The sequence below is a fragment of the Nannocystis pusilla genome (assembly GCF_020073745.1).
GTDB classification, from domain to species: Bacteria; Myxococcota_A; Polyangia; order Nannocystales; family Nannocystaceae; genus Nannocystis; species Nannocystis radixulma.
Genome location: NZ_JAIRAU010000049.1, coordinates 74,094 through 86,407 on the forward strand (window position 1 = coordinate 74,094; position 12,314 = coordinate 86,407).

Sequence of the window (12,314 nt, forward strand, 5' to 3'; positions counted from 1 at the left end):
CCGGCTGCCTGCGCCACGAACGGGCCGCCGATTGGGAGATACTCCCGCCGTGCCGGACACTCCGCCTGCGCAGCTCCCGGGCGTGCAGCTCCTCGAGGAGGTCGGCCGCAGCGCGCGGAGCGTCGTCTACCGGGCGCGGCGCGGCGACTTCGTGGTGGCCGTCAAGCTCCTGCGCACCGACGCCGCCGGCGACCTCGAGGCCGCGGCGCTGAGCTTCCGCCGCGAGGCCGCGACCCTGGCCACGCTGTCGCACCCGTGCGTCGTCCAGGTGTTCGAGATCGGCGACGCCGGCGGCCTGCCGTACGTGCTGATGGAGTACGTCGAGGGCCGCACCCTCGCCGCGCGCCTGGCCGCCGGACCCCTGTCCGAGGTCGAGGCGATCCAGCTCGGCGTGCAGCTGGCCGGCGCGCTCGGCGAGATCCACCGCCGGCGCCTGATCCACCGCGACCTGCGGCCGCAGAACGTGATCCTGCTGCAGGGCGCGAGCGGCCTGGTCAAGCTGGTCGACTTCGACCTCCGCCTCGACGCCGCCGCCGCTTCTGCGCCGCCGGCGGCCTACCGCGCGCCCGAGCAGACCGGGATGTTCGACCGCACCGTCGACGCCCGCTCCGACCTCTACGCCCTCGGGGCCGTGCTGTTCGAGGCGGTGTCCGGCCGCCCGCCCTTCCTCGCCCGCGAGCCCGACGAGCTGCTGCGCCAGCACGCCGTGCTCGCCCCGCCGCCGCTGCGCGAGCTGGCGCCCCGCTGCTCGCCCGCGTTCGCGGCCGTGGTCGCCCGCCTCCTCGCCAAGGACCCCGACGACCGCTTCCAGTCGGGCGAGGACGCGGCCGCCGCCCTGCTCGCCGTCGACGAGTCTCTCGGGGCAGGTCCTCTCGGACAGGTCCACAAAGACAGACTCGACGGCCCGCTGGTCGGCCGCGAGCCCGAGCTGCGTCGGCTCGAGGAGGCCCACGCGCGCGCGCGCGAGGGCCTCGGCGGCGGCGTGCTCGTCACCGGCGAGGCGGGCAGCGGCAAGTCGCGGCTGGTCGCCGCGTTCGCGGCCGCGCGCGGCGAATCCGGCGTGCCTGTCCTCGAGGTCAGGTGCCAGCGCGAGGCGCGGCCGCTGGCCGGCCTGCGCGCGGCCGTCGATCCGCACCTGCGGCGGCTGCGGCCCGACGGACCGGGGCTGGCCGGCGGCGACGGCGGCGAGCTCGTGACGGCCACCGTCGACGCCCTGGCGCTGATCGCCGAGGCCCACCCGGGCGCGCTGCTGTGGGTCGACGACGCCGAGCGGATCGACGAGGCCACGCTGAGCGCGCTGCGCCTTTTGGTCGGCCGCGTCGCCGAGCTGCCGCTGCTCCTCGTCGCCGTCGGCCGGTTCGAGCGCTGGGCCGGCGAGCTCGAGCGCGACGGCGCCTGCGAGTTCCTGGCCCTCGAGGCGCTGTCCGAGCCGGCCGTCGCCGGCCTGATGGCGGCGCAGCTCGGCCAGCGCCGCGTCGACGACGACCTCGTGCGCCTGGTCGCCACCCGCAGCGGCGGCCTGCCGCTCGGCGTCATCGAGTACGTGCGGGCGATGCTCGACGGCGGGGTCCTGCGGCCGTACTGGGACGTGTGGCAGGTCGAGGTCGGCGGCCTCGCCAGCCTGCGCCTGCCCGGCGACGTCCAGCAGCTGCTGCTCGACCGCGTCGCCCGCCTGAGCGAGCGCGCCCGCGACGCCCTGCGCGCCGCCGCGGTGCTCGGGCCCGACGTCGAGCCGTCCCTGCTCGCGCGCGTGCTGGCCCGCGACCCGGTCGGCGTCGGCCATGCCCTCGCCGAGGCCGCCGAGGCCCGCCTGCTCGAGCGCCGCGCCGGCGGCGGCTTCAGCTTCGTCCACAACCGCGTGCGCGAGGTCCTGCTGTCCGGCCTCGACGCCGCCGGCCTGGCCTCGTACCACCAGCGCGTCGCCGAGGCGCTCGACGGCGTCGACGTCGACGGCGACGGCCTGCACCGCCTCGCCCACCACTACCTCGCCGGCGACCACTCGCGGCCCGGCCGCGCGATCGAGGTGTGCCTCCGCGCCGGTCGCCTGGCCCAGGCCGAGTCGGCCGACGAGGACGCCTACCGCTACTTCGTCCGCGCCGAGGAGCTGCGCGCCCGCCTCGGCCTGCCGCCCGACCCCCGCCTCGACGAGGGCCTCAGCGAGGTGTGCAGCCGCACCGGCCGCCACGACGAGGCCGAGGTCCATGTCTCTCGGGCCATGTCGCAAGAGAAAGACCCGATCCGGCGCGCGCAGCTGCTGCGCCGGCGGGCCCGCGTCGAGCTGTTCCAGCTCGAGCACCGGCGCGCCCTCGCCAGCCTCGCCGCCGCCTTCGCCGAGGTCGGCGCCGCCATGCCGACCCGCGGCCCGCTGGCCCTGGCGCTCAGCGCCGTGATGTGGCTGCTCGCCGCGCTGATCTCCGCCACCGGCGTCGGCCGCGTCTCGCCCGACCGGCGCACCCGCACCCTGCTGCTCGCCCAGCTCTACGACGACGCCGTCCGCGTCGCCTACTTCGACCTGCGCGCCGCCACCTTGCTGCAGGCCGTCGTCCGCCAGCGCTTCTACAGCGAGCGCATCGGCCCGTCGTCCGAGCTCGCGCGGGCCAAGACCGCCCTCGGCATCGTCTACGCCGCCGTCGGCCGCTCGCACGCGGCCCGCCGGTGCGCCGCCGAGGCCGTCGCCATGGCCACCGCCGTCGGCGACCGCCGCACCCTCGCGCGCGTCAGCTTCTACGCCGCCGCGATCCACGAGTCGTGCGGCGACGTCATCGCCGCCGAGCAGATGCTCACGCGCACGCTGGCCGACCACCACCGCTGGCTCGAGAGCTGGGGCCTCGTGTTCACCCACCAGCTGCTCGCGCTCAACTTGTGGGTGCGCGGCCACGACGCCCGCGCCACGGCGATCTTGCGCCGCCTCGCCGCCGAGCTCGAGATCGAGGGCGACCGCACCACCCGCCAGGCCATGGTCTTCACCGACGGCCTGCACGCCGTCGCGCTCGCCGGCGTCGGCCGGCGCGACGAGGCGCTGCGCCACCTCGGCCAGGCCCGCCGCGGCGCGCTCGCCTTCCCCGACGACCGCGGCCAGCTCGCCAACCTGCTCGGCCTCGAGGCCGTCACCCTCATCCTGCTCGGCGAGCCGCTCGCCGGGGTCGACGACGTCGTCGCCCGCCTCGACGCCCTCCGCCTGAGCCCGCGCCAGGTCCCCTACCACGTCCGCTTCGCCTACGCCTTCGTCGTCTACGCCCGCCTCCACCAGGCCCTCGCCGCCCCGCCGCCGCTGCGCGGGCCCCACCTCGTCCGCCTCCGCGCCGCCGTCGACACCCTCGCCGACCTGCCCGCGCACCCGGTCCTGCGCGGCTTCTTGTTGCTTGGCCGATCGGGCATGTCCTGGATGACAGGTTTCTTCGACCATGCCCTAACGGACCTGTCCGAAGCGGAGCAGATCGCCTTCGCCACCGACAACCGCTGGCTGCGCTGCGAGGCGCTGCAGCACCGCGGGCACGCGCTGTGCGGCGCCGGGCGGCTCGACGCCGGCCGCCGCGAGGCCCGGGCCGCCGCGGCGCTGGCCGAGGAGCTCGGCTGGCGCCCGCGCGCCGAGGCGATCCGCCGCGCCTTCGACCTCGGGTCCGGCGACGACCGCCCCGGCCGCCCGGACGGCCACCTCGGCGACGTCCAGGCCGCCCGCCTGCGCCGCCACCTCGACGCCCTGCTCGAGCTCAGCCTCGCCTCCGCCACCGCCCGCGCCTTCGAGGAGCAGGCGCGGATCGCCATCGACGAGCTCGCGCGGCTGCTCGCCGCCGAGCGCTGCGCCCTGTTCCTGTGCGACGAGGCCGGCAAGCTCGAGTTCAAGGTCGGCCGCGACGCCCGCGGCGGCGAGCTCGCGGCCGACTTCGGCGTCGTCCGCGACGTCGTCGAGCAGGTCCAGCGCACGCGCGAGCCGATCGTCGTGTCCGGCGAGGACCGCGGCAGCCGCGGCCGTCACAGCGCCATGGCGGCGCCGATGATCCTCAAGGATCGCATGATCGGCATCGTCTACCTCGACAACCGCCTGGTCCGCGGCGCCTTCACCGGCGGCGACGTCGAGATCTTGTGCGCCATCGCCGGCCACATCGCCATCGCCCTCGAGACCGCCCGCGCCGCCCAGCTCGAGGCCCAGGTCGTCGCCGCCGCCCAGGAGAAGTCGGCCCTGCTCGAGCACGCCACCAGCGCCGTCGGCATCGGCATCGCCGTCCTCCAGCCCGACGGCGAGCTCGCGCGCCACAGCCCGATCCTCGCCGACATGGCCCGCCGCTGGCCCTCCGTCGCCGACTGGTGGGCCAGCGCGGCCCGCCAGCTGCTCCTGCCCGAGCCGCGCCCGTGCCCGCACTGCGGCGAGATGCAGTCGCTCGGCCGCAGCGTCGCCGACCTCGCCCAGGACGGCGAGCGCCAGGTGTTCGAGATCACCTTCACCGGCCACTTCCACGAGCTCGACCTGGCGACGCCGGGACATGTCCTTTTGGTCAGCGACATCACCTCGCGCAAGATCTCCGAGGAGAACCTGCTGCGCCTCAACGAGGAGCTGACCCTCGCGCGCGACCAGGCGCTGGCGGCCAGCCGGGCCAAGAGCACCTTCCTCGCCAACATGAGCCACGAGCTGCGGACCCCGCTCAACGCCATCATCGGCTTCAGCGAGATGTTGGTCGAGGACGCCGAGCACCTCGGCAGCCGGCAGATGGTCACCGACCTCGGCAAGATCCGCATGTCCGGCGCCCACCTGCTCGACCTCATCAGCACGATCCTCGACCTCTCCAAGGTCGAGACCGGCAAGATGCAGCTCGAGATCGTCGAGTTCTCGCTGCCGGCCCTGATCGCCCGCGTCAGCGCCATGCTCACGCCGATGGTCGCCAAGAACCGCAACATGCTGATGCAGGCGATCGAGCACGGGGTCGGCGCCATGGTCGGCGACGAGACCAAGGTGAAGCAGATCCTCTTCAACCTGCTGTCGAACGCCGCCAAGTTCACCACCGACGGGGTGATCACTCTCGGGGTCGAGCGGGTCGTCGAGGGCGAGCGCGACGACATCGTCTTCACCGTCAACGACACCGGCATCGGGTTCCGCCCGGACCAGATCGACAAGCTGTTCCAGGACTTCTACCAGGCCGACATGTCGACCACCCGCAAGTACGGCGGCACCGGCCTCGGTTTGGCCATCGTCCACCGTTTCTGTCGCCTCATGGGCGGCGAGATCGGCGTGACCAGCGAGCCGGGGATCGGCTCGACCTTCCGCGTCCGCCTGCCCCGCGTCCTCGTCGTCGAACCGCAGAGCGAGGCGCCCGCCGCGTGAACCTGGTTCGGCGCGGGCCCGCGCGCCCCTGGCGCCAGGAGGCCCCGAAGCTGGAGAGAGCAAGCGCGGACCGCTGCGGCCTCACGGGCGGACGCTGGCCCTCGTGGGGGGCCTCGGGCGACAATGAGGGCCCGGAATGACGGACCGGCCCACTCTGCGGCGATGGCTCTCGTGGATCGAGGGGCTCATCCCGGCGAAGCTTCGCCGCGACCCTGTCACGCGCCGCCGTTCGCTCCTCGCTCTCGGCATCCTCGGCGCCAACACCCTCGTCGGCACCGCGCTGCTCGTCCCGCTGTCGCTGATCCGCCAGCCCGACCTCCGCGCGATCGCCCTCACCAACACCGGCGGCTGCCTGCTGCTCATGCTGCTGGGCGTGCTGTTCCTGCGCCGCGGCTCGCTGTGGCTGGCCGGCAACTGGATCTGCGGGATCCTCTACGCCGGCTTCGTCTACGCCATCCTCCGCGGCGGCGGCGTGCGGGCCCCGTTCGCCATCTGCCTCGCCCTCCTGCCGATCCTCGCCGGCATCATCTCCGGCCGGCGCAGCGGCCTCGCCTGGGGCTTCATCTCCGTCGCCACGATCACCGGCTGTTACGTCGCGCAGGCCGGCGGCGTCGAGCTGCCCGACCTCAACGACCCCGACACCACCGTCATGCTGGCGTTCGGCGCGCTGGCCGGGACCTCGATCCTCGTGACGTGGATGACCTCCTTCTCCGAGGCGACGAAGGAGGCCGCGATCGTGCAGATCGAGCAGGCCTCGGCGCAGCTGGCCTCGGCGATCCAGGAGGAGGAGAAGGCGCGTCACGCCGCCGATCAGGCGATCGCCGCCAACGCCGCCAAGTCGGCGTTCCTGGCGACCATGAGCCACGAGCTGCGGACCCCGCTCAACGCGATCCTCGGCTACAGCGAGCTCGTCGTCGACGAGCTGCGCGACCGCGGCGGGCACGACGACCTGATCGACGACATCCGCAAGGTCCACGCCTCCGGCCGGCACTTGCTCGGGCTCATCACCGACGTCCTCGACCTCACGCGCATCGAGGCCTCGCGGCTCGAGCTCAGCCCCACCGAATTCGAGCCGGCCAAGCTGCTGCGCGAGGTCGCGGAGATCTTCATCCCCCTGGCCCTGCGCAACAACGACGTCCTGACCCTCGACCTCGCCGACGACATCGGCGAGGTGCACCACGACGCCACGCGCGTGCGCCAGGTCGTCATCAACCTGGTCGGCAACGCCATCAAGTTCACCCGCGACGGCACCGTGACCGTGCGCCTGCGCGGCGACCCCGACCTCTTCGAGATCTTCGTCGAGGACACCGGCATCGGCATCCCGATCGACAAGATCGAGCGGATCTTCGAGCCCTTCACCCAGGTCGATGCGTCGTCGACGCGCCGCTACGAGGGCACCGGCCTCGGCCTGGCCGTGTGCCGCCGCCTGGTCTCGCTGATGGGCGGGGCCATCGAGGTGCGCTCCTCGGTCGGCCGCGGCAGCTCCTTCACGGTCCGGTTGCCACGGCGTTACACCATCCCCGAACGCCCCGTCTCGGTCACCACCAGCGCCTTCTGAGGCCCCCGGGGTCCGCCCGGGCGCCGGGCTCGCGCTGTGTGCTGGGGCACGAGTCGGCGCGTGACCCCACCCGGCCCCCCTGGTAGATTCCGCGCGCCATGTCGAAGAGCACCACCTCGATGCTCCTCCTCGCGTGCTTCGCCGCCGGTGCCGGAGCCGCGGCCTGCAAGCGTCCCAACGTCGGCTACGCGCTGTCCCCCTGGGACGCCACCGCGATGGCCAACTGCGACCAGCACGGCCCGCTCGCCCGCACCTGCAACCAGTGCAACGGCGGCGACGTGAAGGCCTGTCTCAGCCTCGCCCACGAGTACGAGCGCCAGCACGACCTCAGCCGCAGCAGCCGCGACCTCCACCTCGCGAGCAACTTCTTCGGCCGCGCCTGCGAGCTCAACTACATCCCGGCCTGCGTGCTGCTCGGCGATCACTACTCGATCGTCCGCCCCGAGCCGCCCGCGCGCCAGGACGCGGTCAAGATCCGCGACGCCTCCTGCGTCGAGGCAGCCGCCGCCTGCGACAACAACAAGGACGCGCTCGCCTGCCGGATCGAGGGCATGTGCCTGTCCGACGAGTGGTTCGCCCGCAAGACCCCCGTGGATGTCCCGAAGGCCATCCAGGCCCTGAACTCCGCCTGCGAGCTCGGCGACGCGATCGGCTGCGCCCGCCTCGGCTGGGTGCGCGCCGCCGACAGCAAGGACGAGGCCTCGCTCACCGACGCCTTCGCCGCCTACCAGAAGGCCTGCGACCGCGAGCTCTCCGAGGGCTGCGTCGCCGTCGCCGCCTATCTCCAGCACGGCATCGGCACCGACGCCGACCCCGAGCGCGCCCGTACCCTCACCAGCGAGTGGTGCGCCCGCGGCTCGGTCGCCGCCTGCCAGGCCGAGACCGGCCACTACACCGCCCTGTGGGCCCTGCTCACCGACGACGCCGGCAAGAAGACCTGGGCCCCGCCCGACGCCAAGCGCCTCGCCGCCCTCGACCTGCAGGTCGCCTGGTCGCGGGGCATCGGCCGCACCGGCTTCTGCGTCGAGCCCAGCGGCGCCGTCGACAAGGTCACCACCCTCGACTCCGTCGGCGACCCGGCCGTCGACCAGATCATGGTCGACACCGTCAAGCAGTGGAAATTCCCGCGCCACCCGAGCAAGCCGATCTGCGTCACCCACGAGCACAACTTCGTGTTCGCCGTGCGCCCGTGGCTGTTCCGCTCGTACTACATCGTCACCGACCAGTGGGTCACCGCCCGCGGCGGCGTGACGATGCTCGACCACGACTGGCAACGCCCGGCGCGCAACCGCTGAGCCCAGCCCCCGAGCGGGCCGCACAGGCCCGCCTCACCCATCTTCCTGGCACGCGCTCCAGGCGCCCGAGTCAACGCGTGTTCGGATAGATGCGTGCGGATCGACGCCTCACACCTCGAGCACCAGCCCTCTCACGGGTCGGTCGTCGATCTGCGTGGCGCCGAGATCGACCTCACCGGCGTCGCCCCGGTGCTCGAACAGCTGATCACTCGCTGGTGCCCGCTACAAGTCAAGTTTGGTTGTTCGGCAGTCGTGCGCGCGGCGAAGCGACGGAAGACAGCGATTGGGACCTCTTGGTCGTCGTCCCCGACGACACGCCCGACGACGAGCTCGATCCCCTGGTCGCGTGGCAGTTGCGCAAGGAATCGGCCGAGGACCTCGCAGGAGCCCGGCTCCTGGCAGCTGCGAACAACAGAAACGCGATCTATCTCTGCGAGCAGGCCGCCGAGAAGATCATCAAAGCTGTACTCACTTCCGAGAGGCTCCACGGTCTCGCAGCCGCGGCTCGACGAGAGCATCGCCTCCAAGACGCCATCGACAAGGTCGCCGTCGCCTTGACCGAGGTCGCCGCGCGCTTCGGCGTCGACCTCGACCACCCCGACGCCCCCGCACGCCGGCCCGGCCCCATCCGCTGACGCGAGCCCTCCGCTGCCGCGCCGCTTTACACCCGCGCGCGGCTCGTGCTCCCATGCGCGAGCATGCCCGGGCTCGCGCACAGGCTCGCCGGGTTCGCGGCCCACGCCGCGGCGCTCTCCGGCGCCGGTGAGGCCGACGCGCGGGCCTTCTGCGAGCGCCTGCTCCGCGCCTTCGGCTGGCGGAGCCTGCGCCACGCCGGCGCCGTGTTCGCCGCGAGCACGACCCACGGAGAATTCGACCTCATCGTGTCCTCGACCCTCTGGCTGGCGCTGAAGCCCCGCGGCACCGACCTCGCCGAGCACCGTCAGCGAGCCTTCGAGCACTGGCACGATCGCACCGCCCACCCGCGATACGTCGTCCTGTGCAATTACAGCGACCTCGTCATCCACGACTTCAATCGGCAGATCTGGGAGCCCCTCGATCACCTCCCCCTCGCCTCGCTGCCGCGCGAGCACCCGGCCCTCGGCTTCCTCCTCCCCGACCCCCGTCCCCCGGTGTTCCGCAACGATCGCGTGGCCGTCACCCGCGACGCCGTCGATCGCCTCGCCGCCGTCTTCCACCGCCTCGTGCAGCGCGGCGCCCCGCGCGAGCTCGCCCGGCGCTTCCTCCTGCGTCGCGCCTTCGACCTGTTCGCCGCCGCCGTCGACCCCGCGCCGCGCCGGTCGCCATTGTTCCCCGATCTCGAGTCGTTCGCGCTGACCGTCGACGAGCAGAGCCACCTCGACGCCGCCGCCGCCCGCGATTGGTCGCGCGTCGAACTGCCCGTCTTCGGCGCCCTGTTTCAGCGCAGCATGGACCGCGAGCGGAGGCACGCCCAGGGCGCCCACTTCACCAGCGAGGCCGACATCCAGCGGATCGTCCTCCCGACCCTCGTCCGCCCGTGGCGCCAGCAGATCGCCGCCGCTGCGACTTCCGAACGATTGCTCGCCGTGCACCACGACCTCGCGCGCCTGCGCGTCCTCGACCCCGCGTGCGGCAGCGGCAACTTCCTCTACGTCGCCTACCGCGAGCTCCTCCGCCTCGAGCTCGAGCTCGTCGCGCGCCTGCGCCCCGAGTCCGCGCCCTCCTCCGTGTTCTCGCCGCGCGTCTCGATCCGCAACTTCTTCGGCCTCGACACCGACCCCTTCGCCGTCGAGCTCGCCCGCGTCACCCTGCAGCTCGCCACGAGGTTCGCGCTCCGCGAGCTCCGGCCGGCGTTCCCCGTCGAGCCCGAGCCGCTCAGCGAGCTACACGACAACCTCCGCCACGCCGACGCGCTGTTCACCGACTGGCCGGCCGTCGACGTGATCCTCGGCAACCCGCCGTTTCAGTCGAAGAACAAGATCCAGCGCGAGCTCGGCCCCGACTACGTCCGCCGGCTCCGCCGCGCCTTTCCGGAGGTGTCCGGCCTCGCGGACTACTGCGTCTACTGGTTCCGCAAGGCCCACGATCATCTCCCGATCGGAGGCCGCGCCGGCCTCGTCGGCACCAACACGATCCGTCAGAACAGCTCGCGCGACAGCGGCCTCGGCCACATCGTCGCCTCGGGCACCATCACCGACGCCGTCGCCTCCGAGGTGTGGTCCGGCGACGCCGCCGTCCACGTCTCGATCGTCAATTGGACCAGGCACCCCTGTGCGCCCGGCAAGAAGTCCCTCTCGTGGCAGACCGGCGATGCCGCGCACAGCCCGTGGCAGACCGTCGAGGTCGAGCGGATCGGCCCCTCGCTCAGCCCGCACACCGACGTCAGCGCCGCCAGGGTGCTGCGCGCCAACGCCGGCGCCGGCCGCTGCTATCAGGGCCAGACCGTCGGCCACGAGGCCTTTCTCCTGCCACCCGCCAGCGCCCGCGCCATGCTCCGCCGGGCCCGCGGCAACGCGGCCGTCATCCTCCCGTTCCTCATCGGCGACGACCTCCTCGGCCGCGCCGACGGCTCGCCCAGTCGCTGGGTCATCGACTTCGGCGACCGCGACCTCCACGAGGCCCGCGAGTTCACCGCGCCGTTCGCCCGCATCAGGGCTCACGTCCTGCCCGACCGCGAGGCCGCCGCCGCCGAGGAGCTGCGGCGCAACGCCGACCTCCTGCGCGCCGACGCCCGCGCCCGCGTGAACCGCCATCACGCCAATTTCCGCGAGCAGTGGTGGCGCCTGTCCTGGCGGCGCGGCGAGATGCTGGCGGCCATCGCCCCGCTGTCGCGCTTCGCCGCCTGTGTGCGCGTCACCAAGCGCCCGATCTTCGAGTTCGTCAGCCCGCAGATCCGCCCGAGCGACGCGCTCGTGGTGTTCGCCTTCGACGACGACTACTCGTTCGGCCTCTTGCAATCCTCCGTCCACTGGCAGTGGTTCACCGCGCGCTGCTCCACCCTCAAGCGCGACCATCGCTACACCTCGAGCACCGTGTTCGACGCGTTCCCCTGGCCGCAGCGCCCGAGCGCCGCCCAGGTCGTGCAGGTCGCTCGCGCCGCGCGACACCTGCGGACGGTCCGCACGCGGGCCCTGCAGCAGCTCGGCTGCTCGCGCCGCCAGCTCTACCGCGACCTCGACACGCCTCGCGGCGGCCCGCTGCGTCGCGCCCACGACGCGCTCGACCGGGCCGTTCGGGCCGCCTACGGCATGCCGGGCGGCGCCGCTCCGCTGCGCTTCCTCCTCGACCTCAATCACGAGCTCGCGGCCCGCGAAGCCGCCGGCGCGGCCATCGTCGGCCCCGGCCTCGCCGCGCTGGCGCCGGGCGCCCGGCTGCGCGCCGCCTGTCGCTCGCGCGACTGCATCGAGCCGGCCTGAGCCGTCAGCTCTTCGGCCACATCTTGGTGCCCTTGCGGCCCCACACGAACGACACGCCGATCGTGAATTCGCCGTGGTGGGCGAAGCTCGGCTCGCGGCCTGCGGCCTTCGCGTACGACGGCGTGACGATGTCGCGCCCGTCGAAGCGCAGGGCGACCCACTTGCTGACGTAGATCTTCAAGCCGCCGCCGACGTGGAGCGCGCCGTCGACCTTCTTGCCGATCAGCTCGTCCTTCGACGAGCCGCCGAACATGCCGCCGCCGGCGACGATGAACGGCGTGATGCGGGTCGGCAGCTGCAGGATGACGTGGGCGCGCAGGCCGAACAGCACCGAGCGCTTGCCCTCCTCGACGTCGACCTTGGTCGGCGACACGTTGCCCTCGACCTCGACGCCGACGAAGCGGACCGGCAGGTAGGCGAGGCGCAGGCCGATGTCGAAGCCGGTCTTGAACGCGCGGGTCGGGTTGGGCGGCTCGACCCCGTAGAGGCCGTGGTCCTTGGCCGGGAACAGCGCGCCCATCAGCCAGCCGACCTCGATCATGTGCAGCTCCTTGCGCCACGGCGGCTTCGGCTTGGCCTCGCTCTCTGCCGGGGCAGCCTCCGCGGCCGGCTCCTCGCCGGCGGGCTCGTCGGCGCGGGCGAGCGACGGCGCGAGCAACACGAGGGTCAAGGGGGCCAGAGCGAAGAGGGTCGACGGTCGCGGCATGCGGGCTCCGGGCGAGGACCCTTCATGTACCGCGAAGCCGGGC

Annotated in this window: 6 protein-coding genes; 5 read left to right on the forward strand and 1 reads right to left on the reverse strand. The window is 73.2% G+C overall.

Translation table 11 applies throughout. The features are described from left to right. Window positions 1–49: 49 nt before the first annotated feature. The 5 genes from K7C98_RS36160 (at window position 50) to K7C98_RS36180 (ending at window position 11,565) form a co-directional block, all read left to right on the forward strand. A complete protein-coding gene (locus K7C98_RS36160; protein ID WP_224196434.1) occupies window positions 50–5,317 on the forward strand; it encodes a protein kinase domain-containing protein in 5,268 nt (1,755 codons plus the stop codon). A gap of 136 nt (window positions 5,318–5,453) precedes the next feature. Then, window positions 5,454–6,875, forward strand: a complete 1,422-nt coding sequence (locus K7C98_RS36165) for a sensor histidine kinase (RefSeq protein ID WP_224196435.1) — start codon at window positions 5,454–5,456, stop codon at window positions 6,873–6,875. 98 nt (window positions 6,876–6,973) lie between these two features. Continuing rightward, on the forward strand, window positions 6,974–8,170 hold the full coding sequence (locus K7C98_RS36170) for a hypothetical protein (protein ID WP_224196436.1): 1,197 nt from the start codon (window positions 6,974–6,976) through the stop codon (window positions 8,168–8,170). A gap of 239 nt (window positions 8,171–8,409) precedes the next feature. Next, on the forward strand, window positions 8,410–8,805 hold the full coding sequence (locus K7C98_RS36175) for a nucleotidyltransferase domain-containing protein (protein WP_346660328.1): 396 nt from the start codon (window positions 8,410–8,412) through the stop codon (window positions 8,803–8,805). A 63-nt stretch (window positions 8,806–8,868) separates the two neighbouring features. Continuing rightward, window positions 8,869–11,565 carry a DNA methyltransferase gene (locus tag K7C98_RS36180; protein ID WP_224196438.1) on the forward strand — a complete coding sequence of 899 codons (2,697 nt, stop codon included), beginning with the start codon at window positions 8,869–8,871 and terminating at the stop codon, window positions 11,563–11,565. A gap of 4 nt (window positions 11,566–11,569) precedes the next feature. Here K7C98_RS36180 and K7C98_RS36185 read toward each other — a convergent pair whose 3' ends face one another. After that, window positions 11,570–12,235: a hypothetical protein gene (locus K7C98_RS36185; protein ID WP_224196439.1), complete on the reverse strand. Its 666-nt coding sequence runs from the start codon at window positions 12,233–12,235 to the stop codon at window positions 11,570–11,572. Window positions 12,236–12,314: the final 79 nt, after the last annotated feature.